Origin of the sequence: Spiroplasma eriocheiris, from assembly GCF_001029265.1 — a bacterium.
Lineage (GTDB): Bacteria > Bacillota_I > Bacilli_A > Mycoplasmatales > Mycoplasmataceae > Spiroplasma > Spiroplasma eriocheiris.
Genome location: NZ_CP011856.1, coordinates 816,620 through 841,093, shown reverse-complemented (window position 1 = coordinate 841,093; position 24,474 = coordinate 816,620). Strand labels below are relative to the sequence as shown.

The following is a 24,474-nucleotide window of genomic DNA, read 5'->3' as shown; positions in this document are numbered from 1 at the left end:
TTTTATTTTCTTAGTTTATTATTTGTTTATCAAGATATCCCAATTAACTTCGAAAAGTAAATAATTTTCTTAAACTAATTCCTTTTTGCTAAAAATAATGTAAAATAAAATAGTATAGTAATGGTTATATGTCAGACAATATATAAAGAAATATGGGTGAGTAAATATGCAGAGTTTAAAAATATCATCAAGAATTTTAATTATTATTGGGGCACTTTTATCAACAATAATTTTTGGGGTGTTAATTATTGTTGCCAAAGATGCTACGGATGAAGGGGTTAAAGTTCCGGGAACAATAATTTTTGCTGATCTTGTTAACGTTGTGCACGCAATTGGGGGCGATAATAGTAGTGCAGTCACAAAAATGCTTGCCAACCAAACCGCGGTTGGGGGGGTGTTAATTGCAATTACTTTTGGAATTGCTTTATTATACTTAATCCCAGTGTTAATTCCTCAAAATAATGGTTTTAAAGTTTTTGGTCACTTTTTAGCATTTATTGTGGGATTGGGGTCATTAATCTTAACAATTGTGGCAATTTATTTAGCCACGGTAACCCCAACGACAATTGACCAAAAATATCGTTATGGTTTAAAATTTCAACCATTAGAAATCTTATTTTTAATTGGTCCCTTCTTATTAACAATTGGGGCGATTATTGGTTTAAAATATAGTTTTGCCGCAATGAATAATTCGCAACTATCAGAAGCTGACCGTAACCGTCAACGTGCTATTAACCTAACTGCGGGGCGAATTGGAGCCCGTGGGACAGTTCCCCAAAAACAATTTGTTCAAGAAAATGAAATTAAACCACGTGCGGTTCCGCCGGTTAATCAAACCCCAAGCGTTAATAATGATTTAAAATTAAAAATGGCGCAGTTAAAACAACGGATGGCTAGTGCCCAAAAAATTGCGAATGAAAATAGTATTAATAATAGTCGCTGAGTTAGTGCAACTAGAAAGACTGAACCAAAAGAAGAAATTCGTGTGGGTGCCGAGGGACAATATTTGCGTACCTTACGCGATGGTGAAGTTTTGGATGAATCACCAAAAGGAGTTGACATTGCTAACCGTGCGGAGTTAGTGCAAAAAGGTGATGTTATTAAACACCATGAATCATATCATTACCAAACTCCGAACCAAGTTAATAAAGCACAACCCAAAACTTCGTTATTTATTCCTAAATCAAAACAAAGTGCCCAGATTGATACCAGAACACTTGAACAAAAAGTTGGGGGTCCTTATACTAAAGGAACTGTGGGCGCTCGTCCGAATCCAAATGCCAAGGTTGATCATTCTTATGATGGCAAAGTATTTTTAGGCGATATTGATAAAATCTGAAAAGCAGGGAAAAAATATCGTGAAGATATTACAGTTAAAAAACCGCAACATAATGAGTTTAATAACCAAAACCCACCGGCTAATAACTATCCGCCCCGCAATAACAATGACGAGCACAATAATTAAACAATCAAAACCACCTTGTTAAGCTTTGTGGTTTTTCTTTGAACGATTGATAATTTGAAGGTGAATTATAACAATGACAAAAACATTATCTTACCAAGGAAATTTAATTAAATATGAATTAACCATTAAAAAGCAAAAGAATATTGTGTTAAATGTTAATAATGGCAAAATTAAAATTTCAGCGCCGAGTCATGCTAATGACTGAGAAATTGAAGGACTAATTTATCGCAATATTAAAAAAATTCTGACGATTATGGATTATCATGATAGTTACCGGAAAGTTGCCTTTGCGCCTGTTAACCAACTTGGTTATGTAATTGTTTTTAATAACAAATACCCCCTCCAATTAACAAATGAAAATATTCATACCAAAATTATTAATAAAGAATTATTTATGATGAAAGATTATGGGAGTTATGAAGAAAATTTAAAAAAACTCCATAGTTTTTTACGTCAGAAGTTTACTTATAAATTTGAACAATTAGTGAATAAATGAGCTAAAATTATGCAGTTAGAATATAAAAACCTAACTATTAAATCAATGACCAGAAAGTGGGGAGTTTGTTATCCCCAAACTGGCAAAATTGTGTTAAATATTAAATTAATTCATTTTGACCCTAGTGTGATTGAATATGTGGTGGTTCATGAACTTAGTCACCTTGTTCATCATAATCATTCCAAATCATTTTGGCATTATGTTGAAAAGTACTTACCAAATTATCGTGACAAAATTGAAATTTTAAAAAAACCAGGAATTTAAAACTTTTTTTATTTTCTAATAGTAAAATATTATTGACACATAGTAAGGATGATGACAATGAAATACGTGGGTACTAGTAAAATGACTTATCAACTTGATGAATATTTCGTGAAAACTTTAAATTATGCGCCCGAAGAATTAATGGCCCGCAGTGCCCGGGGGTTATTTAATAATCTGAATTTTACGCACCAAAATTTTTTAATCGTTAGTAATTATGGGAATAATGGAGGTGATGGCATAGCCTTAGCTGCTTTATTAGCAACCTTTGATCCTACAAAAGAAATTAATGTTTATATTTGTTGTACACAAACTATTTTTGCCGATAAAAAAACTCCGCAAACTAGTTATTGATACCACCAAGCCCAAACACATAATAATATTAAGTTTTATTTTTCCCCAACCCCCGTTACTGAATTAATTGCCAAAGCAGAAACTATCATTGACTGTATGTTTGGAGTTGGGTTCCACGGCGAACTAGGAGCAGAGGTTGCTCAAATTATTAATAATATTAACGCTGCTAAAAATAAATTTATTATTGCTTGTGATTTGCCAAGCGGAATTAATAATGATGAGAAAGTTATCAAGCAAACTGCTGTTAAAGCTGATCTGACAGTAACCTTTTTAACTTTTAAAACGGCCTTTACTAATTATGAGATCATTCCTTATTTAGGTAAGGTTGTCGTATGAGATTTAGAGTTTCCAACTCCCGACCTAACTGTAATTTTTGAAACTTTATTTCCCAACCACCACGAATTTTGAATTGATAATTTAAAATTTCCACCCCGAAATGTAATTTCGCATAAGGGCGATTATGGCAGTGTTTTAGTATGAGCGGGTAGTGAAACTTATCCTAACACAGGTGTTCTAGTTGCCAATAGTAGTGTTAACATGGGCAGTGGGTTAGTATACTTAGCAACGCGAGAAACTGAACTTAATAAAATGAGTGGCCTAACTCCTGAAGTAATTCCCGTTAGTCTTGATAATAAAGAATTATTAGCCACCTTATTAAAAAATAAAATTAGTGCTTGTGGGTTAGGACCAGGATTAGGAGTTAAACCACAAACTTTAGTTATGTTAGAGTTTATGTTAGCAAATTATCCGGGACCAATTATTTTTGATGCGGATGGGATTAAATTATTAAATGCTAGTATCTTAAAACGAGTGGCAAACCGCGCAATTATTACTCCGCATCCTAAAGAATTTGCCGAATTGCTTTCCCAACCAGTTAACACCGTTTTAAAAAATCGGGCCCAATTAGTAAAGGACTTTGCTAAAAAATACCAAGTTATTGTTGTCTTAAAAGGGTACCAAACGATTATTAGTGATGGTGATACGCTCTACTATAATAGTACTGGTAATCCGTATATGGCAATGGGTGGTGCGGGCGATGTTTTAACCGGAATTATTACTAGTTTAGTGGGACAAAATTATCCGTTATTAACAAGTGCCTACCAAGGAGTTTATTTCCATGGGTTAGTTGCTGATGAGATTGCCAAAACTAAAAAGCCAGTTTTACCAACGGATATTATTAAAAACATTGGCTATCTTTTTAACAAACTACTTAATAAATAATTTATAATATTTGTACAATAATAATTTGATTTTGTTTAAAGGAGACCATTAATGAAACAAATCATTAAGAGCTATTTAAAGGCCTATTTTAAAAATTGAATTGAAGCAATTGGTTTAATTTTATTTGTAATTATCATTATTGCTAGTTTAGCTGGAGTGTTGTCTGGGGCAATTCAATTTAAAATTAAATATGATGAAATTACCAAAACCTCTAAACAATGAGATTATTATTTTACAACGCGTGGAAATTATCGCTATGAATTTTTAGAAAACTATTATTTAAATAATTATTATGTTGATGAAAATGGTCAAAAAATAACCGTAACTAGTGATGGGATTCCAATGCTTGATAAAAATAGTAAATGGTGAAAAGATACTTTAGATAAGTGTGGGAAAAAACATGATCCCGAAAGCCAAAAGGTGTGCCAATTAAAAAGTATTCTAAGTAAATTACAAGTAATTAGTACAATTAGAGGAACCGGAAAAACTGTGGATGGCATCAACCCTAGTACTTTTAATTATTTAAAAAACTATAATTACTGGGCATTAAATGAACTAGCAACCCGCTTTTTAGCAGATCCAGTGGGGACCAACCGGTGAGAAGCAGCCATTAATGAAGGTTTATTTTTAACAACCAAAGACCAAATTCCGATGAATTATTATATTGTTCCTTATGATTTAATTAATCTTAATACTAATAAGTCAGCTACAATTAATCAATTAAAATTATATGCGGGGCGCTTGCCAACGAATGAACACGAAATAATTTTAGGGAGCGTGTTTGCCCAGAAATTTAATTATCATCTTGGTGATACTTTTAAATTATCCGATGATCCCCAATATCAATATCAAATTGTTGGATTTGGAATTACCCTTGATACTATTATTCGAACTAGCAATGGTAATAATAAAACCAATAGTGATAGTAATTATGGGCAGATGTATTTTTCCCAAGGCCAAATCGCAGCGATTGCCGATGGTTATGCCAATAATAAATTTACTAATTTTACCATGAATAGTATTTTAGAATATCTTATTAAAATGCATACCAATGCTTTACCACAATTGTTTCAACGCTTACAAATTCCGTTTTTAAATCCGCCTGATGGTTTGTTAGCGTTTAGTGATTCAGTTATTGCGCAGCAAACCCAAGCAATCCAGATTCAAATTATTATGTATGCGGTGATTGGTTCAGTGCTATTATTTTTAGGTTTTATTTTTATTAACTACACAATGAAAAAAGAAATGAATAAAACCCGTAAACAAATTGGAATTTTTAAATCCTTTGGCTATACTATCCATGAATTGTCATGAGTATTTGCGTTAAATTTTTTTCTTACAATGATTTTAGGGGTTTCAATTGGTTATCTCTGTAGTTTATCAATTCAAACTTATGTCAATGCTTTATATGTTAATGGTTTAATGATTCCGTTTCAAATGATTTATACTAGTTGACCCTTTATGGTAATCTTATTTGTGGTGATTCCGATTCTTTTTGCTCTTGGTTCTTTTTTGTTAACCTTGTTATATATTAAAAAACCAATTTTAGAATTAACCGGTGGGGCTAATAGCTATCGGATCAATTACTTCAGTAATTTTATTAAGCACTTATTTGCAAAGACTAACTTTATCTTTCGGGTACAGTTATCATTTACATTAAAATCATTTGGAAAATGAAGTGCTGTTATTTTTATTTTTTTAATATCTTCTATTTTATTTATTATTCAATTTAATGTTTCTGATATTTTTACAAGTATGATTACTAATATGAATATCAACTACCAGCCGGGAGTTGACCATCGTTTTAAATTTCCCAAGCAAATGATTGAAGCATCAACCGTTACTGAGAGTGGGGGAGCAGAAAAATTAAAATTAGTTAATGTTAATAATACCCGTTATTTTCCAAGCACCAATGTCGAGCAAGAACCAGAAGTTATTAAATCAACCACTGAATTTAAAACAATGCTTACCCAATTAGAAGAGGCCAAAAAAACTTCGCCAAGTTATTGTGCTGTTGCTCTCGCCCAAATTGCTAGTTATCATCCGGGTTATAAAGCAATTTATGTCGCAGATTTAGTTCAGTATTTAACATTAGCTAGTCCCTGTTTAGGTCAAACAATTCCAATTCCGGATTGAATTAAGAATTTAGAACAGTTACCTAATATTTTAGATTTACAAACTACCCATACTATCCTTGCTTTTAATCAAGTTTATTACAATCCCCAAACTGAGTTACCATATCTAAATTTAAAAGTTAGTTCAAGTGCTCAGGAGAATGTTGTTTTGAATGATATTAGTTTAGTGGGTTTACCAAGTCAGAAATGGAATCAATTTTATCGTTTTGATAAAGTTCCAGCTAGTCAGGTTGATGATATTTTTACTACTAATTTAATAAATGGTAAAATTCCTGCTATTATTTCGTACCGGTTTGCTAAATTAGCTCACTTACAAGTTAACGATCATTTTAATTTAACTATTAATAATCGGTTAAGTAAGTTTAATGTTCCAATTACTATTAAAGGAATTATTAAAAACGATAATTTAAAAAATAATGTTTTTGTTAACTATGACAATTTAAAAAACTTGTATGTTGATAATAATGACCGGCCATTGCCAGTCTTCTATAATAGTATTATTTCCAAAGAACAGTTAATTGATCCTAGCATTAATATTGATGATGTTATTAAAGGAAAAACAATTGTTAAATTCCGCTTGCAGAATTTAGCGTTAAATTTCTTTAATACTGATTTAAATAATAGTTTATTGGATATCTTAAAAAAATTAGTGAATGATGATGATAACAATGCCACTTTATTATTAAATCCAAATAGCATTTCAACAATTGCCTTACAACAAGCAATTGCTAAAGCTGCTTTAAAATTAGTTAATAATTCCTTACTAATAATGCAAATTTTAAATGGAGCCATCATTTTTATTATTTTAGCTGTTGTAACCTCTTCGGTTATTGATGAAGCAAGTCAAATTATTTTAACAATGCGCGCACTGGGATATCGCCCTGGTCAAGTTAATTTTATTGTAATTGGTAATTATGTTTTAGGAATTATTCTGACTTTTATTATATCGTATTTCTTAACCCTTTTAATTTGAAAAATTGCCCTGGATATTATTTTTACAAAATTTATGGTAGTTCTTAATATTCCCCTTAATTGGCAAACCCCATTAAAAGCCGGGGTTATTATTGGGGTTGTTCTTGTCTTATCCTGAATGTTATCAATGTATTTAGTTAAAAAACGGAAACTTAATGAACTAACTGAATAAAATAGGTTATAATACTTATATAACTAAAATTTAATATTTTAAATCAATGATTTAGGAGTAGTAATTAATTTAGCCGATGTCCAGCGAGACTATAATTGGTGCGAGATAGTTGATGGGCGATTAATGAATTCACCTAATGAGAGCTGCTAATCCCAGCCGGATTATTTTATAATTCGTTAACTAATTAAGAGATTACTTTAATCTGAACAAGGATGGTACCGTGATATATTCACTCCTTATTTGATATCTTTTGATATTAAATAAGGAGTTTTCTTATCAACACAAAAAGGAGTTAAACAATGGAAAAAGAGTTACAACAATTAATTACAACTGCAATGAAAGAAATTAACAGTGCAAGTAGTTTGGAAGAATTAAATAACTTGCAAATTAAATATTTAGGAAAAAAATCAACGATTAATGATTTACTACGCGGTTTGAAAGATTTAAAGCATGAAGAACGCGTGGCAATGGGGGCGTTAGCTAATAAAGCAAAAAGTGAATTAACCACTTTATGGCAAACTAAAAAGCAAGCATTAGAACTAGTTTATTTAAACAATAAGTTAGAAAATGAAAAAATTGATTTAACATTACGAGAATATCAATTAAAGTTTGCAAATAAACATCCGCTGAATATCATTATTGATGAGATTTCTCAAATTTTTCAAGAGTTAGGTTATGATACAGTATTTGGACCAGAAGTCGAAAGTGATGAATATAATTTTCAACGGTTAAATTTACCAGTTTCTCACCCAGCCCGTGATATGCAAGACACTTTTTACATTAGTGATAGTATCTTACTAAGAACCCACTGTACAAATGTTACTGCCCGAGCAATTAGCGGAATGACTTCCCACAACCAAGTGTTAGCAGTCATTTCTGCTGGGAATACTTATCGCCGCGATGATGATGATGCCACTCATTCCCACCAGTTTATGCAAATTGACGGATTTTTAGTGGCTCCCAATGTTAGTTTTGCTAACTTAAAATGAACCTTACAATACTTTTGCCAACGAATGTTTGGTGATAAAACCCAAATTCGTATGCGCCCCAGTTACTTTCCTTTTACCGAACCATCCGTAGAAGTCGATGTGACTTGCATTCGCTGTGGTGGCGCGGGATGTAGTTTGTGCAAATTTACCGGCTGAATTGAAATTTTAGGAGCCGGGATGATTAACCCGCTCGTATTTGAGGCGTGTGGCCAATCAAAAGATTTAACTGGTTTTGCCTTTGGAATTGGAATTGAACGGATTGCAATGTTAAAATATGGGGTTGATGATATTCGCCGCTTTTATACTAATGACTTACGTTTTTTAGACCAGTTTAAAGGTTTTAATTAAGAAAGGATAACTACTACGATGATAATAACAAGAAAATGACTAGAACGTTATATTGATTTAAATAAGATTAGTGACGAACAAATTATTAGCGCTTTAAATAGTCTTGGGTTTGAAGTTGATAACTACCATAACTATGATCAGAATACTAATATTGTTTTGGGTCGCGTCCAAGTTGTAAATCTGATTCCCGATACCCACTTAAACTTCTGTTTAGTAGATACCAAGGTGGAGTTAGTTGATCCGATTGTGTGTGGGGCAAGTAATGTGGCGGAAGAAATGTATGTTGTGGTTGCCAAACCAGGATCCCACTTAGCAAATGGAGCTGATATTGCGGCAACTAATATTCGTGGTTTTGCTTCGGAAGGAATGATTTGTTCCTTAGAAGAACTAGGAATTCCCAAGGGAACCTTAACAACCGCCGAGTTAGATGAAATTCTACCCTTAACAGAAGATATTGATATTCATTATGAAAATTTAGGAACTAGTGCAATTGGTAAAATGCTAGGACTTGATGATGCTAGTTTTGAAGTGGACTTAACTTTAAACCGGAGTGATGGGTTAAGTGCCTATGAACTTGCCCGTGAATTAGCTAATTACTTTAATCGTAAGTTAGAACCTTTAGAGTTAGAAGATCCTGGGGAATTAACTGAATATGAAAATAATTTAAAAGTTATTATTGATACTAATGATGTCAATGTTGCAGTTAGTGCTAATATTCAGTTACAAGAAAATCGCCATCCTTTAGCGGCTAAAAAACGAATTTGATTAAAAATGAATCAATACCAATCAGATATTACCAAACCAATCCATGATTTATTAGCAGTCACAACCATTGAAACTGGCCAACCCTTATTAGGATATGACCGACAAAAAATTAAGGGAACATTAAAAATTACCGATAATTATGAAAATAAAGAATTTGGGATTAGCAAGGGAGATTTAGTTGTTATTGATGATGACCAATTTGTGGAATTAATTGGAGTCAAAACTAATCCAACCTATGAAATAACAAGTACTACAACCGAAATTACCATCTTGGCGGTAAATATTAACTTTACCAAAATGCGTAGTCAACAACGAAAAGTGGGGATTAGTAATTTAAATTTACAACGCTACATTAAACCATTGTCTTCCGCAACTGTGAACATTGGATTAGGAAGGTTTATTAAATTATTAGAACTTCACGAGTATTTAACAAAAGTATCAGTAATTAATTTTGTTAAAGAGAAATACTTGGAAAATGACCAGATTATGGTTTCTTTAAGTTATTTAAATAGTTTAATTGGTCACCAGTTTGCTCTAAAAGATGTGAAGGAGTTATTAGAACCCTTAGACTTTGTTATTAATGAACAAGACCATAATCATTTTGTTGTCCAACCACCAGCGATGCGAACTGATTTGCACCAACCAGCAGATATTGTCGAAGAAGTTGCCAGATTATTTGGCTATGACAATATCATTGCAACTCCGCCAGTTGTCCCCCATGGAAAAAAGACTAGTCATAATAAAACAAAAGTTATCACTGATTTCGAGCAATGATTATTAGGGCATGGTTTTTATCAAGCTAAAACTTACTCGCTAGTGAGTGATCAGGAAAATCAAGATTTTAATTTATTTGGTTATCAAAATCCTTACCGCTTACTAAGTCCCTTATCGCAAGATCACCAAACAATGCGGTTAAGTTTATTAAATAGTTTACTAACAGCTGTCCAATATAATAATGCTCGTAATCTGGATAATGTTAAATTATTTACAATTGAAAAGATTTATTTTAACGATAATCAAGAAAATTATCATGCTAGTTTTATTGCCCAAGCAGATGTTATTAAAAGTAATTTAACAGCCGATAAATTAGCGAATTCCTACTATTATATGAAAGGATTATTGGAAGGATTCCTAACTAAAGTACAAATTCCATTAACAAAACTAGCATATCGTCAAACACATCCGTTACCAATTTTTCATCCTTACCAAACTAGTGAAGTTTATTTAGATAACCAATTATTAGCAGTAATTGAAAAAGTTCATCCGCATTTACTTTCAAATAACATCGATACTTATTTCTGTGAAATTAATTTAGAAGTGATTTTTAACTATCCCCATAAGATTCCAACATTCTTTCACGAGTTAAATAAATATTCATCGTCAACCCGTGATATTTCAATGTTAATTAAAAAAACCGATAATTATGGTGATTTAGAACCAAAAATAATTGCTAATCTTAACCACTTAACAAATGTGGAAGTTGTTGGTCAGTATCAAGGCGAAAATATTGCTGATGATATGCGTTCATTAACGGTTCGCTTTACTTTTAACAGTAATGATCAGCAATTAACAGAAGTTGATGTGAATAATGAATATGAAAAAATTAAAAATAATTTAACAAAATTAGGAATTACTATTCGTTAACAACAATTACCAGAACTATTTATGATAAATAGTTCTTTTTTTCTTGTAATCACGGCTTTTTTTTGTTAAAAATAAGTTATTGATTAAATTAGTAAAAACTATAATTTAGTTAATAGCATGGCGAGATGGGAAGAAGGTGTGAGCAAGGATGGTTCACAAAAAGACAGATTCCGCGCAACAGACAGCAGAAATTAGTTCTGCTGAATGAGGAAAATTAGTTGAACGGAAACGAAAAGAAATTGGGATTGTATATGGTTTAATCGCCGCTTTTGGCTATTCATTTGTACCATTGATGTTATATTTAATTCCGAATAATGGTCCGTATGGAGATTTAGGTTCAATTTCAAACTCAACATTTTTTGTTACAGTTCAAGAAATCTTGGGAGCATTAACAATGTTTATTTTTTATAAACCCACAAATTTTATACGTTATTTTAAAATGTTAAGACATAAAGAAACCTGGTTAATTGTGTTATATGGTTTATTAGGCGGCCCAGTGGCGATGGTTTTTTTTCAACTATCAGTAATGTTAACCATTACAGCGGCCGGGGGAAATGATGGGACTGTTCCGGGATTACTACTAAACTTAAATGTTATTTTAGCCGTGATTGGCTCAGTGATTTTTTTCCGTGCTAAACAAAGTAAGTATACTTGAACAGCATTAATAATTTCAACCGCGTTGATTATTGGAATGGCAATTAACTTTGCTATTGATAAGGGGTTAACCTGACAATCAGTCGGGGGAATGTGTCTAGCTTTAATCACAGCGTTTTTATATGCTATTGAAGCAGTTGGTATGTACCAGTTAATGCGGGTTTCTAAAATTAACTTTTCGAACCAGGCAACGGTATCAATTAAAACTGGTACTTCGGCAATTATTATGGTTGTGTTGGGAACCCCATTAGCAGCAGTTGCTTCACACCAAGGATTTGCCTATGGTTATGTAATCTTTCAAAATTTTCAATACTATAATTATGCTTTAATCTTTATTGCCGGAGGAATTTTAATGGGCTTTTCGCGAATGCTATTTTACTCCGCACTTCGCAATGCTGGGGCTACTTACACAACTGTTACCCAGTTATTAATGTTTTTCTGGACCCCGATTCTCCAATATATTTTTATTGCCGCAAAAGCCCCCCAAAAAATTGAAGAACCAACTTGGTATTATTGGGTCTATGTTATTCCAATTATTATCTGTACCTTTGTCATCTCCATTAACGAGTTTATTGTGTATGCCGAAGAAGTGGGGTGGAAAAAAGCATTTCAACAAATTCGCAAGGTGAAAGTTGACTCTGATGCCACCGAAATTTAAAATAAAAAAAACATCATTATTATAATGATGTTTTTTTATTGTTTAATTTTTAACTTCTCATTTAAAAGTTAGGCCACTTAGGATAAATAATCCGGCCGATCACCCACAAGCTACTATAATTGGGATGTATAATCGTGAAAAACCCATTGCTTGGATTAAACTAACCTTATTAGTTAAATCACTAGGATTATCATAGATGTAAGGATTAGCATTAATATTTCACCCGTAAATTGCAATTGTTGCCGCATATTTATGGGGGAAAATATAACCAATGTCATTAAAAATATTACGAGCTCTCGCAATAACATAGGCGGGGATCATAATTCCTGATAAGAACATTGAAGGGAAATAGATACTTAACGCTAATGCTTGGGCCATTCCCACTGATTTTGCTAACCCGCCAATTAAAATTCCAATCCCAATTGAAACAAAGATGAAAAGGATAACACCTAAAATAAAATAGCCTCAGTTAATGGTTGCCAAGTATTTAACTGTTGGCTGGGGATCAACAATAATTGTTCATAACATTGTTCAAAAAGTTGATAAGATTGAAATAATAAAATAAAAGATAATTAAGGTACTAATAAATTGTCACTTTTTAACAGGCGTAACATCTAAGCGTTTTAAAAAGATTGAATTTTTTCATTCGGCAATTGTTGTTGCTAAACTAGTAATCCCTGCAGTCATTGGGGCTAGTAAGATATAACCAGCTTTAATCATGTTAGTTCCATTTTGATAAATATCGCGGAGAACAAAATAAAAGATTACCATAAAGAAAATTGGCATAATAAACACAAAGAAGATATTCCGGAAGTTACGACGAAAACTTTTCAAGAAAAGCACCATTAGTTTTCAGTATAATCCTCATGGTTGTTGTTTAAAAATAAACTCCCCAGGTTGTTTAGCATTACTTTTTTTAATTTTATTAACCATTATTTTAATCCTCCTTCAAAGTAAAGATCCATTAGTTTTGCGACACCTTGGTACTTATCAATGACATCTTTGATCTTGGCATCAAAATATATTTTTCCCTCGTGTAAAATAACTAACCGGTCACATAAGAATTCAACTTCATCGGGATTATGACTAATTAACATAATTGTTTTTTGGTGATCCTGCGTCATATTTTTTAAAAATTTTAAAATATTGTGTCGTAATTGAATATCTAACCCGGTTGAAACCTCATCTAAAATTATTAATTCTGGTTTATGAAATACTGCTAATAAAGCATTAAACCGTTGGCGTTGACCTCCCGATAACCGATTTAAAGGACGGGAAAAAAATTCGGTAAGATCAAAAGCTTTAATTAAAGCGAACGTTTCTTCTTCACTAACATGGGGATACAAAGCCTTGTAAAATTCAAGAATGTCTTTTGCCGATAACCCATCTGGTCAATCCCCATCTTGGAATTGAATTCCAATATTTTCTTTGATTTTATCATTTGAAAAATGGTAATGAATTTCTCCACCACTCGCAGTTTTGGTTTGGCAAATAATTTCAACAAGAGTGGTTTTTCCACTTCCATTTGCGCCTAAAATGGCAATGTTTTCACCCTGATAAACATTTAAGTTAATATCTTTTAAGACTTCTTTTTTTCCATAATTTTTTCTTAGATTATTAATTTTGAGAATTGTTTGCATAGTTGCTCCTTTACTATTTTAATAAAGTTCAAACTAGTTTTTCATTAGTTGTTAGTCAATCCAAACACCATTATACTATGGAAAGTTAGAAATGCAAATAAGAAAAAAATTATAAAAAAATTCAAAAAATAATTAATTTTTTTTATATTTGGTTGTACAATGGAGATAGAGAAGGAAGACGATATTTTTAAAACAAGGAACATATATAATTATTATGTGGCGTATAAAAAACTAGATGGTAGTTTAAGTTTATCTTTAGTCAATTCATTTAAAGATAGTGGTGTAGTATCTAGTTTTTTAGTACTAGTTAAAAAAGTATTAGATTCGCATGAAATGTTAATGAGCATTGAAAATCCAAGGCTAGTAGTTTTAGAATCTAATGATCAAGATGATATTCAAATATTAAAAGCAAAAATTAATAAAAGAATTGATAATGTTAAATTTGTTTTACAAAATTCTGATAATGTTATTTCTAAGGATATTGAAAAAGTAATTAAACATCCTCAAGACTTAGAAGAGATAGAAATATTACTTGAAAAAAATCAACGTATTTTTATCTCGAAGATATTAATTGATATTTTAAGAAAAGAAGATTAGATAATTTAAAAATTACTAATTAGTAAAATATAATATTTAAATCAATGATTTTTAAAATTAAGTTCAATATTTAATTAATTAGAATAAAAAAAATGTATGAAGTGATCAAAAAAATAAGGAATTTATAAAAAAATGAAACATTATAGAGTATGAAAATTAGTAATAACTGGCATTTTATATGTAAAATCGTAATCTTTAAATTTAAAAAAATTAAATGATCATTATAAAAAACTAACACAAATAATAATATTCAGAAAAAATGGCCCTATTTTTGGTTTTAATAATTTATTGAAAATGAATAATGGTGACTATAAAAATTCCCTACAGGAAAAATAAAAAATGAAGAAATTAATTTTAATTATAAGTTTAATATCATTTTTACCATTTACCACAGTTACAAGTACAAAATGTAGTTGTACTGGTAATACTACCCAATGTAATGATGAAAGTTGAAGTAATTCTGCTGGTAGTGGGACTTGTTCTCACCATGGTGGGGTTAAATAATTTTAAAAAAAATTTAAATATTGGATATTATAGTTTATAATAATATTTGTTGATTTATGAAAAATAAGGATGTGATAATTATTGTTTTAACAGAAAAAGATCTAATTGCTAACCCACATTATACTATTAATGATCGATTTAAAGTTAATCAAACTTCTTTTAGTTACGAGCCATTAAAAGCGATTACTGATCTTCATTTACAAGGTGAAGTTGATTATGACCAGTCAACAAGAGTGATTACAGTTAGTATTAAAATTGTAACCAATACAATGATTGTGGATGCTCGCACATTACGAATTATTCCATACCCACTGGTATTGGATTGAAATGATGAATATTCTTTTGAATTTAGTGAAAATCCTAATATAAATTATTTAAATGAAAATAATTTTGATATAATAAAATATGCAATTGATGAAATTATTATGAATATTCCTATTAATTTCTCAATAAATGATGATACAATAATTAGTGGTGATTCATCTTGACAGGTTATTTCTGACCAGGAACTTGATGAATATCAAGCTAATAAAGTAGATCCACGCTGAGAAGAGCTAAAAGAGCAATATGAACAGAAGAATAAGGAGGGAAAATAATGGCAGTTCCATTTCGTAAGACATCGAAACAAGCTAAAAGAAAACGTCGCACACACTTTAAATTAGCCTTGGCAACCTTAACTACATGTAGTAATTGTGGGGCAACAATTAAACCTCACCGTGTTTGTCGTGAATGTGGGTATTATAAAAATAAAGAAATTGTGAAAGTTGATTAGTTATCTTTCGAATTAATGAGAACATTAGTCTGGTGATTAATGTTTTTTTCATTTTTTTGCGATTTTTCCTAGTTTCCATCTTTATTTTATTGGTGGGAGAAAGTGGGGTAAAATTGCCTTGAAATTAAGCAGTAATCTGGTAAAAAGCGGAAAATAATATAAAAAAACGCTAAAAAGTGTTGCATTGTGGGAGAAAGTGGAATATAATATGTGTGAAAGTGGGGTGAAGTGGGAGACAATGGCACTTCTAGGAACTTACAATCATACACTAGATGACAAGGGAAGATTAACAATTCCTTCGAAATTACGAGAGCAATTTAAAGATAATAAGGTCTTTATTTCTCTTGGTTTTGATGGTTGTATCGATGTTCGTAACGAAGAAGAATGAAACAAGTGAACTGCGAAAATTAGTTCAACTGGCCAAGCAACTGCCGAAGGAAGGGCACTAGCGCGGAAAGTAATGTCAATGTCTGATGAAACTACTTTCGATAATGCCGGGCGCATTAAACTTTCTAGTATTTTACAAGAAAAAGTACAGATCGTAAAAGATGTCGTTATTATTGGTAATAATGATCACTTAGAATTATGAGATCCTGCTGTTTGAAACCAATATATTAATGGTGCTCCAGCAATGGAAGATGCCGCGAAAAATTTTGAAGAAAAAATTTAACGCCATGAACTTTGAACACTATTCAGTATTATTAGCAGAATCGATTGCTGGTTTAGATATTAAACCAACGGGAATCTATGTTGACTGCACATTAGGTCGTGCGGGCCATAGTATCGCGATTCTTAAGCAGCTAACAACAGGAGAACTGTATGCTTTTGAACAAGATAGTCAAGCAATTAAAGAATCTCAAACTAGATTACAAGGGCTAAACAAATCAAATTATGAGATTATTAATGCTAACTTTGCAAACATTACCGCCGAATTATTGCTGCGGGGAGTAACAAAAGTTGATGGGATTTTATATGACTTGGGAGTTTCTTCACCCCAGTTTGATGATCACCATCGGGGCTTTAGTTACCGTTATGATAGTGAACTTGACATGCGGATGAACCAAAACCAAGCATTAACAGCAAAAACAGTTGTTAATACTTATTCAGAAGCCGAATTAACCCGGATTTTCTGAGAATATGGTGAAGAAAAATTTGCACGACCAATTGCCAAAGCAATTGTCAGCGCTCGTGCTAATAACCCAATTTCCACTACCTTTGAACTAGTGGATATCATTAAAAAGGTTCTTCCCCAAAAAGTTTTAAAAAAACCAAAACATCCAGCCAAACAAGTCTTTCAAGCAATTCGCATTGAAGTAAACCAGGAGTTATTTGTGTTAAAAACATCCTTATCCCAAGCGGTGAAGCTGTTAAAACCAAATGGTCGCTTAGTGGTAATTACCTTTCATTCAATTGAAGATCGGATTGTTAAACAATTATTTACAAGTTTAACAACTGATCCAAACCAGACTGTCAATCAAAAGTTACCAATAATGAGTAACTATCAAAGTGATTATCAAATTATAACGAAAAAAGCAATTACTCCTTCCGAACAAGAAACGGGTGAAAATCGGAGAAGTAAGAGTGCCAAGTTAAGAATATTAAAACGGGTGACTTAATATTTTTAAAATTTAAAGATATTTTACACAAAGGAGGTGAAAGATATGGAATTTAAACTTAAAGAAATCTACGGGGTGTTAGAAGTTAAAAACTATGAATTAAATTTTATGGTCGGAATTTACCATGAATCACAAATTAAAGTTTTATACAAAAAGAACCTAGAATATCGTTTTTGCACCGCCGGAACTATTATTGATGAAAAAAATGTTGCCAAAGAACTAGCATACATTATTAAAGATGCCAATAAACAGTTAGGAATTAGTTTACAACGGGTTGCCGTTAGTGTTCCCAATGATCATTTGCAAATTAAAACATCAACTAAAATGTTAAATTTAACGCAAGATCGGTTAATTACTAAAAATGACATTGATGCTTTAATTAGTCTCGCCAAAGAAGTTCCCGCGTTAGACGACCAAACTGCTTTCTTTATCCGTCCATATCGCTATATTCTTAATGAACAAAAAGCATTATCACAACCTCCAATTGGATTTGCTGCACATAAAATTAGCATCAAATCAATTGTTTATCTTACTAAAACAAGTATTATTAAAAGCATCTTTAACATGTTAAAGTATGCTAAGGTAGAAATTATGGGTATCCTACCATCGTCATTTAGTTTAGCTTGAAATGTTGCTTCGCAATATGATTTACAAAACGGAATTATTATTGTTGACTGGGACTATGATGCAATTAAAGCGCATGTCTTTGTTCGGGAAACCTTATGTGAACAGGTCGTAATTCCGGGGGGTGTTAAGAAAATTCTTAACAAACTACGAACAATCATGAATTGTGACAACAAACAAGCCTTAAAATATTTATATAAAATAATAAATTTAAATAATGATTTACGGGATAATTTAATTATCTATAGTAAATATAATCCGCAAACAAAACAACAAATCAAATTAACGCATGCGGATTTACGAGCAATTGTTAACCAAACAATTGCGGGAGAATTAGAACATTTAAACCACAAGTTAATCACAACCTTAGAAAAATATGACTATCCAATTGTCGTAGTCGGGACAATTTTAAAAATTAGTGGTTTTAAAGAAATGTTATTAAAAATGAATCCCGGCCAACGGATTTCGGTGTACTTACCAGAAGTTGTTGGAGCCAAGGAAATTTGGTGTACAAGTTTACTAGGGAACATTTATTATCAACATCTCGCAAACAAAGTGAGTGGGGTTAATATTCAATCGGTGGATGAACAATATGTTAGTTTCCCGCACCACCAACCCCAACCAAGTGTCCCAACTGCTCGCCAACCAGAATATCGTCAACCAACCTACCAAGGTTATCAAAACCAACCAATTATTAACCAAAGCAATTAAATTAAAACAGCGTGCAAATTTAGCAAGAACATAGTACAATATATTCAAAAGAAAAAATAAAACATATTATGGAGGTAAAATTATGGCAATCGAAAATTTTGATAATTATGAGCAAGTAGCATCAATTAAAGTAATTGGTGTTGGAGGTGCTGGTAATAACGCAGTTAACCGGATGATTGAAGCAGGAGTGCAGGGAGTAGAATTTATTGTTGCCAACACGGATGCTCAAATTATTAGTGTTTCTAAATCAAGACAAAAGATTGTCCTAGGTAAGGAAACTTCAAAAGGTTTGGGGGCAGGTGCTAACCCTGATATTGGTCGCCAAGCCGCAATTGAATCAACCGATGAAATTAAAGAAGTCTTAAAAGGAGCCGACATGGTTTTTGTGGCCGCCGGGATGGGCGGGGGAACCGGAACCGGAGCAGCGCCAATTATTGCAAAAATTGCCCGTGAAATGGGGGCTTTAACAGTGGGGATTATTACGACACCGTTTACTTTTGAAGGGCGTGCTCGCAATAGTTATGCCATTCAGGGAACCGAAGAACTGCGCCAACATGTTGATTCGTTAATTATTATTTCAAATGATCGCTTGTTAGAAGTAATTGGAGGCGTACCGTTAAAAGATTCCTTTAAAGAAGCCGATAATATTCTGCGCCAAGGTGTTCAAACAATCACTGATTTAATTGCCGTTCCTTCGCTAATTAACTTAGATTTTGCCGATATTAAAACTGTGATGAAAAACAAGGGAAACGCCTTATTTGGAATTGGAATTGGTTCGGGAAAAGACAAGGCGATTGAAGCAGCCAATAAAGCAATTATTTCGCCATTATTAGAAGCTTCAATTCGCGGTGCGAAAGATGCCATTATTAACGTAACGGGGGGTAATACTTTAACCCTAAACGACGCCAACGATGCGGTTGATATTGTTAAACAAGCAATTGGGGGCGAAGTTAATATTATTTTCGGAACCGCTGTCAATGAACATTTAGAAGATGAGATGATTGTGACAGTTATTGCAACTGGTTTTGATGATGACTACCATAATTTTGGAGCGGAAGGAACTAATTACCGCGCTAGTGAAGAAGAGTATCACCAAGATGATGATGAACCAGTTAGCGATGAAAAAGAATCTGCGGGTGATCCCGAAGTGGTTCGCAAACGACCAAGTTATTTCAATTCAGAAAGTAATGGTCATGAGAATGCTAATCGTCGCATTAATGCGTGAAGAGAACATGTTTCAGGAAAAGCTTATGAAAATAGTCAAGAAGACGATGATGATGACGATGACTTGCCACCATTTGTGAGAAGAAGCTGATAATTATGGGAATTTTTAAAAAGAAACGTTCAACAGTGGTGGACCAGCCGGCCAACCGCATTGATTTTTCCGAAAACCCTCATCGGGATAATAATGATCTTGACTATGAAAAAACCAATGATAATATTGAAACTAGTAACCTTAACCGCGTTGAATTTGAAGAAGATGGTAACCCAACTTCTCCTAATCTCCCAGCAAGTTTTGATAATGCTGAAGAGAACAGCATTATTCCAACCAGTTTTCATGATGGGGCCCGCTTAGCGGACCAGTTAATTAAAACTCGTCATTTACAAGTCCAATTAACAAACCTTTCAAAAGAAGAACGGATCCGGTTACTAGATTTTTTAAGTGGGGTAATGTATGCTTTGAATGGAAAAGTTAGTAAGTTAGCAAATAAAACTTACGAATTTGTCTTGCAAGGTTAAGATGGTTAAGAAAGAAGTTTTACTAACGCATTATCAAACAGAATATCAATTTATTAATAAACTAAAAGGTTGGTGTGAACAGGCAAAACAAAGCTTGATTGTTCAGACCGATTTTCTTGATTTACGCCAAATTGAGATTCTGAAAGCTGTTTTTAAAAAAGAAGGGGTTACTAATTATTATCAACATCCAGGAATGGTAAATAGTTTTCGTTCAACAATAACAATCAACACCCCCACGCCTAATCTTGTGGTGCTGGTTGCCAAGCAAAATCCTAGTGCGCTTTTACAACACAATGAAGTTCTTGGTTATCTCTTAAATGAACTGGGCTTAGAACTCCGTGTTTTTGGTGATTTATATGTGACTGCCGAAATTATTGCGCTTAGTTGTTTAGCAAAAGTAGCAAATGTTTTGACAACTCACCCCTTAGTAATTAATAACCAGGTTGTTTCTTTTCAACCAACTACTGACCAAATTACGATTAATCACCAATTTGATGAATTTAGTAAAAATGTTAAAAGTTTACGCCTTGATGCGGTTGTTAGTGCGATTTGTCATCTTTCGCGGGATAATGCTCAAACTATGATTCAAAAAAATAATGTTTTTGTTAATTTTTCGGCGGTCAACACCAAGACATTTTTAGTATCTTATGATAATATAATATCAATAAGAAAGTATGGCCGTTTTCGGATTGCGGCAATTATCAAAAATAAAAATGATAACTATCGACTAACAATTGCTAAATTTAAATAGATGGGAGCAGGTTATGAGTCAAGATTTAAAAGAAATAATTCAAGAACAAAGTGAAATTATTGCTAAGTTAACAAAAGATAATCAGGAATTAATCCATCAAATTCAAGAACTCCAGCATTTAGAACATGTTTCACGCTATAATGTTGAAAAATCACGTGAAGCATTTGAGGTAGCTAGCCATAATGCCGGACGAATTATTATGAAAGCGGTTGATTTTTCTTATGCTTTTAAAGAAGAAATTGCTTGGTTATTAGATGAAATTGATGCTAATCGTCATAATCCCCAGAATGTTTTAAAAGCAATTGATGATTTTCTCGAACGGAACAAACGGATTTATGCCTTTTCGGTTAATGATGGGGAACGAATTAGTGAAATGATTAAGAAAGAAATTATTAACAAAATTAAATAATTAGTGTATATTTAATTTATAAAGTAAAAGCCACGGTTAAATCAAGTAATTGTTCCAGCAAGGTTAGGATGATGGAAGCTAACTATAATTACGATTTAATTATCACTTTTATGAACAATTGCAAAAGGTTTAATTGAGATAAACAATTATATTTGTTTATGAAGTAAGATGGTACCGTGTTGTGAACACTCTTACCCCGCTTACTTTTTTTATTCAGAAAGGACTTCACAATGAATTACAAAGATACTTTATTAATGCCAACAACATTATTTGAAATGAAAGCAAATTTAAACACTAAGGAACCAACCATCCAGCAGGAATGGTTAGCTACTAACCTTGTTAACCAAATTTTAACCAAAAATAAAAAACATCATCAATTTATTTTGCATGATGGTCCTCCTTATGCTAATGGAAATCTCCATGTTGGTCATAGTTTAAACAAAATTTTAAAAGATTTTATTGTGCGTTATTATACCAATAAAGGATACTATGCGCCCTGAATTTGTGGATGAGATACCCACGGATTGCCAATTGAAAGTGCAGTTGTTAATAGCGGCGTGGACCGGAAAGCAACCCCTCCTGGTGAATTTCGTGAAATTTGTCAGCAGTATGCCCTTAACCAAATTAATAATCAAATTAGCCAGTTTAGTCGTTTAGGATTACTAACAGATTTTAATGATAAATATGTTACCTTGGATTTGGACTATGAAATTAGTCAGTTAGAGTTATTTAAAACAATGGTTGAAAAAAATTTAGTTTATCGTTATTTAAAACCAGTGTATTGATCGCCCACATCGGAATCAGCACTTGCGGAAGCGGAAATTGAATATGAAGATGTGACCACTCCCTCAATTTATGTTACCTTTAAAGTTATTAAAGGTAACAAGCACTTAGCACCGAATAGTAAAATTATTATTTGAACAACAACTCCTTGAACAATTCCCATGAACCAATTATTAGCAGTTGGTGAGAAAATTTCTTATAGTGTAGTTAAGATCGATGAGCAAGAATATGTCGTTGCTAGTGATTTACTAGCAACGGTAAGTGCCACAATGGGATGGACTGATTTTCACGTGGTAAAAGAAATTAGTGGTAAAGATTTAGTTGGCATTGAAACTGAACATGCTTGGAATTCTGGCCTTATTTCAAAAGTTGTCGCTGGTCACCATGTAACAACCGACAGTGGAACCGGAATTGTTCATATTGCTTCTGGATTTGGCGAAGATGATTATCTAATTGCCAAAGCCAACGGAGTTGAAATTTATGCGCCCTTAGATGATCAGGGTAAATATACCATGGAGATTAATGACCCTAGTTTAGTTGGTGTCTTTTATGAAGATGCAAATAAAATTATCGGACAAAAATTAGAACAAACTGGGCATTTATTAAAGTTAAAATTTATTAAGCACCGGCAAGGAATTGACTGACGAACAAAAAAACCAATTATTTATCGCGCCACTGCCCAATGGTTTGTTTCAATTGAAAAATTAAAACCCCAATTATTGAAGGAAATTAAAAAAGTTAATTGAAATCCCGAATGAGCCCAAAAACGAATGTTGGATATGATTGCTAACCGGGATGACTGGTGTATTTCCCGTCAACGATTATGGGGAGTTCCAATTATTGCTTTTTATGATGAAAATAATAATCCACAATTTAGTTTAGAACTAATTGACCATGTTTTAAAATTATTTAAACAAGAACAAACAACTAATATTTGATTTACCTGGTCAGCAGATCAGTTATTACCAACTGCCTATCAACATAAGGGTTGACGAAAAGAACAAGATATTATGGATGTTTGATTTGATAGTGGGGTTAGCAACTTAGCAGTCATTAAAAATCGTCATCTTAATTATCCAGTTGATGTTTATTTAGAAGGAAATGACCAATTCCGTGGTTGATTCAACTCTTCGTTAATTACGGCGGTAATTGATAATAACCATGCTCCTTATAAAACAGTACTATCACATGGGTTTGTTAATGATGAAAAAGGCCGTAAAATGTCGAAATCGCTTGGAAATACAATTTCTCCGCTAGATATTGTTGATGAATATGGAAGTGACATTTTACGAATGTGAGTTGCCTCGGTTGACTACACAGATGATGTTAAAATTGGCCCTGAAATTATTAAACAATGTGCCGAATCATACCGAAAAATTCGTAATACCTTACGTTTTATTTTAACTAACCTAAGTGATTTTAATGTTGATAAAGATTCTACTGACCAGTTAGCCGAAGTTGATTTATATACTTTACATTTAACCCAACAATTTAAGAAAAAAGTTGATAATGCTTATGAAGATTATAATTTTAATAATGTTTATATTCTAATTAATAACTTTGTTATTAACACTTTATCAAAATTTTATTTAGATTTTATTAAGGATATTTTATATATTGAAAAAGCAAAAGCTCCCCGTCGGTGTGCCGTTCAAACAACTTTATACCATATTTATCGAACTTTAATTGATGTTTTAAAACCATTGCTTCCCCATACAGTTGAAGAAGCCCACCGTTTTATTAACTATGATCGCAAAGCACCATCAGTTCATTTAGAAGCGGAGCATGAAGTTCCCGTTGTTGTGAATGATAATTTAATTGTGAAATGAGATAAAGTTTTAAGACTGCGGGATGATGTTAATAAGGAGTTAGAAGTCCAACGGGAAGCCAAAGCAATTAAAAAATCATTAGCTTGTCAATTAACAATTTACTTACAACCAGACTACCAAGAATTGCAAGATATTGAAGATTTACATCAAATCTTTATTGTCAGTGAAATTATCTTTACTAATAATAAAGAGGGATTAACCTCATATCCAACTAGTTATTTGAAAGTTCAGGAAAAAGTTGGGCATAAATGTGCTCGTTGTTGGATGATTGTTGACAAATTATCGGAAAATAATGAAATTTGTCAAAGATGTTTTGATGTATTATATAAGTAAAATATGAGATAATATCTTTATCAAATAAGGA

The 24,474-nt window shown here is 32.4% G+C and carries 21 protein-coding genes; 19 read left to right on the top strand and 2 right to left on the bottom strand.

The window, feature by feature from the left end; genetic code table 4:
- Positions 1 to 166: 166 nt before the first annotated feature.
- From SERIO_RS03810 to SERIO_RS03780, 7 genes are all read left to right on the top strand, one after another.
- Entirely contained in the window at positions 167 to 1,465 is a 1,299-nt protein-coding gene (locus SERIO_RS03810; protein ID WP_053040840.1) for a hypothetical protein, read from the top strand.
- A 73-nt stretch (positions 1,466 to 1,538) separates the two neighbouring features.
- Positions 1,539 to 2,225, top strand: a complete 687-nt coding sequence (locus SERIO_RS03805) for a M48 family metallopeptidase (RefSeq protein WP_236682138.1) — start codon at positions 1,539 to 1,541, stop codon at positions 2,223 to 2,225.
- A 57-nt stretch (positions 2,226 to 2,282) separates the two neighbouring features.
- The gene (locus SERIO_RS03800; RefSeq protein ID WP_047791545.1) at positions 2,283 to 3,797 is read left to right on the top strand and encodes a bifunctional ADP-dependent NAD(P)H-hydrate dehydratase/NAD(P)H-hydrate epimerase; all 1,515 of its coding nucleotides are present in this window, start codon (positions 2,283 to 2,285) and stop codon (positions 3,795 to 3,797) included.
- A 51-nt stretch (positions 3,798 to 3,848) separates the two neighbouring features.
- On the top strand, positions 3,849 to 7,076 hold the full coding sequence (locus SERIO_RS03795) for an FtsX-like permease family protein (RefSeq protein ID WP_047791544.1): 3,228 nt from the start codon (positions 3,849 to 3,851) through the stop codon (positions 7,074 to 7,076).
- A 299-nt stretch (positions 7,077 to 7,375) separates the two neighbouring features.
- Complete coding sequence (pheS, locus tag SERIO_RS03790) at positions 7,376 to 8,413, top strand: phenylalanine--tRNA ligase subunit alpha (RefSeq protein WP_047791543.1); 1,038 nt, start codon at positions 7,376 to 7,378, stop codon at positions 8,411 to 8,413.
- 18 nt (positions 8,414 to 8,431) lie between these two features.
- Positions 8,432 to 10,822: a phenylalanine--tRNA ligase subunit beta gene (gene pheT, locus SERIO_RS03785; protein WP_047791542.1), complete on the top strand. Its 2,391-nt coding sequence runs from the start codon at positions 8,432 to 8,434 to the stop codon at positions 10,820 to 10,822.
- 148 nt (positions 10,823 to 10,970) lie between these two features.
- The gene (locus tag SERIO_RS03780) at positions 10,971 to 12,134 is read left to right on the top strand and encodes a DMT family transporter (RefSeq protein ID WP_053040839.1); all 1,164 of its coding nucleotides are present in this window, start codon (positions 10,971 to 10,973) and stop codon (positions 12,132 to 12,134) included.
- 42 nt (positions 12,135 to 12,176) lie between these two features.
- Here SERIO_RS03780 and SERIO_RS03775 read toward each other — a convergent pair whose 3' ends face one another.
- Together SERIO_RS03775 and SERIO_RS03770 are read right to left on the bottom strand one after the other, a co-directional pair.
- Complete coding sequence (locus SERIO_RS03775) at positions 12,177 to 13,067, bottom strand: ABC transporter permease (protein ID WP_047791541.1); 891 nt, start codon at positions 13,065 to 13,067, stop codon at positions 12,177 to 12,179.
- Positions 13,067 to 13,774, bottom strand: a complete 708-nt coding sequence (locus tag SERIO_RS03770; protein WP_047791540.1) for an ABC transporter ATP-binding protein — start codon at positions 13,772 to 13,774, stop codon at positions 13,067 to 13,069. Before SERIO_RS03770 ends, SERIO_RS03775 begins: the two co-directional genes overlap by 1 nt.
- A gap of 159 nt (positions 13,775 to 13,933) precedes the next feature.
- Between SERIO_RS03770 and SERIO_RS03765 the strand changes: the two genes are divergently transcribed.
- The 12 genes from SERIO_RS03765 (at position 13,934) to ileS (ending at position 24,443) form a co-directional block, all read left to right on the top strand.
- On the top strand, positions 13,934 to 14,371 hold the full coding sequence (locus SERIO_RS03765) for a hypothetical protein (protein WP_047791539.1): 438 nt from the start codon (positions 13,934 to 13,936) through the stop codon (positions 14,369 to 14,371).
- A gap of 339 nt (positions 14,372 to 14,710) precedes the next feature.
- On the top strand, positions 14,711 to 14,875 hold the full coding sequence (locus tag SERIO_RS06515) for a DUF3761 domain-containing protein (protein WP_148553443.1): 165 nt from the start codon (positions 14,711 to 14,713) through the stop codon (positions 14,873 to 14,875).
- Positions 14,876 to 14,946: 71 nt separating this feature from the next.
- Positions 14,947 to 15,471: a YceD family protein gene (locus tag SERIO_RS03760; RefSeq protein ID WP_053040838.1), complete on the top strand. Its 525-nt coding sequence runs from the start codon at positions 14,947 to 14,949 to the stop codon at positions 15,469 to 15,471.
- Positions 15,471 to 15,647 carry a 50S ribosomal protein L32 gene (rpmF, locus tag SERIO_RS03755; protein WP_025317487.1) on the top strand — a complete coding sequence of 59 codons (177 nt, stop codon included), beginning with the start codon at positions 15,471 to 15,473 and terminating at the stop codon, positions 15,645 to 15,647. The genes SERIO_RS03760 and rpmF overlap by 1 nt, the downstream gene beginning before the upstream one ends.
- 208 nt (positions 15,648 to 15,855) lie before the next feature.
- Positions 15,856 to 16,317 carry a division/cell wall cluster transcriptional repressor MraZ gene (gene mraZ / locus SERIO_RS03750; RefSeq protein WP_236682137.1) on the top strand — a complete coding sequence of 154 codons (462 nt, stop codon included), beginning with the start codon at positions 15,856 to 15,858 and terminating at the stop codon, positions 16,315 to 16,317.
- A 4-nt stretch (positions 16,318 to 16,321) separates the two neighbouring features.
- Complete coding sequence (gene rsmH, locus SERIO_RS03745; RefSeq protein WP_047792023.1) at positions 16,322 to 17,263, top strand: 16S rRNA (cytosine(1402)-N(4))-methyltransferase RsmH; 942 nt, start codon at positions 16,322 to 16,324, stop codon at positions 17,261 to 17,263.
- A 45-nt stretch (positions 17,264 to 17,308) separates the two neighbouring features.
- Positions 17,309 to 18,598: a cell division protein FtsA gene (locus SERIO_RS03740; protein WP_047791538.1), complete on the top strand. Its 1,290-nt coding sequence runs from the start codon at positions 17,309 to 17,311 to the stop codon at positions 18,596 to 18,598.
- An 82-nt stretch (positions 18,599 to 18,680) separates the two neighbouring features.
- Positions 18,681 to 19,916 (top strand): cell division protein FtsZ, encoded by a 1,236-nt coding sequence (gene ftsZ / locus SERIO_RS03735; protein WP_236682135.1) that lies wholly within the window; start codon positions 18,681 to 18,683, stop codon positions 19,914 to 19,916.
- 2 nt (positions 19,917 to 19,918) lie between these two features.
- Positions 19,919 to 20,338 carry a cell division protein SepF gene (locus SERIO_RS03730; RefSeq protein WP_047791537.1) on the top strand — a complete coding sequence of 140 codons (420 nt, stop codon included), beginning with the start codon at positions 19,919 to 19,921 and terminating at the stop codon, positions 20,336 to 20,338.
- A 1-nt stretch (position 20,339) separates the two neighbouring features.
- The gene (locus SERIO_RS03725; protein WP_047791536.1) at positions 20,340 to 21,089 is read left to right on the top strand and encodes a hypothetical protein; all 750 of its coding nucleotides are present in this window, start codon (positions 20,340 to 20,342) and stop codon (positions 21,087 to 21,089) included.
- A 13-nt stretch (positions 21,090 to 21,102) separates the two neighbouring features.
- Positions 21,103 to 21,498 carry a hypothetical protein gene (locus SERIO_RS03720; RefSeq protein ID WP_047791535.1) on the top strand — a complete coding sequence of 132 codons (396 nt, stop codon included), beginning with the start codon at positions 21,103 to 21,105 and terminating at the stop codon, positions 21,496 to 21,498.
- A 230-nt stretch (positions 21,499 to 21,728) separates the two neighbouring features.
- Positions 21,729 to 24,443, top strand: a complete 2,715-nt coding sequence (gene ileS, locus SERIO_RS03715) for an isoleucine--tRNA ligase (protein ID WP_047791534.1) — start codon at positions 21,729 to 21,731, stop codon at positions 24,441 to 24,443.
- Positions 24,444 to 24,474 lie beyond the last annotated feature (31 nt).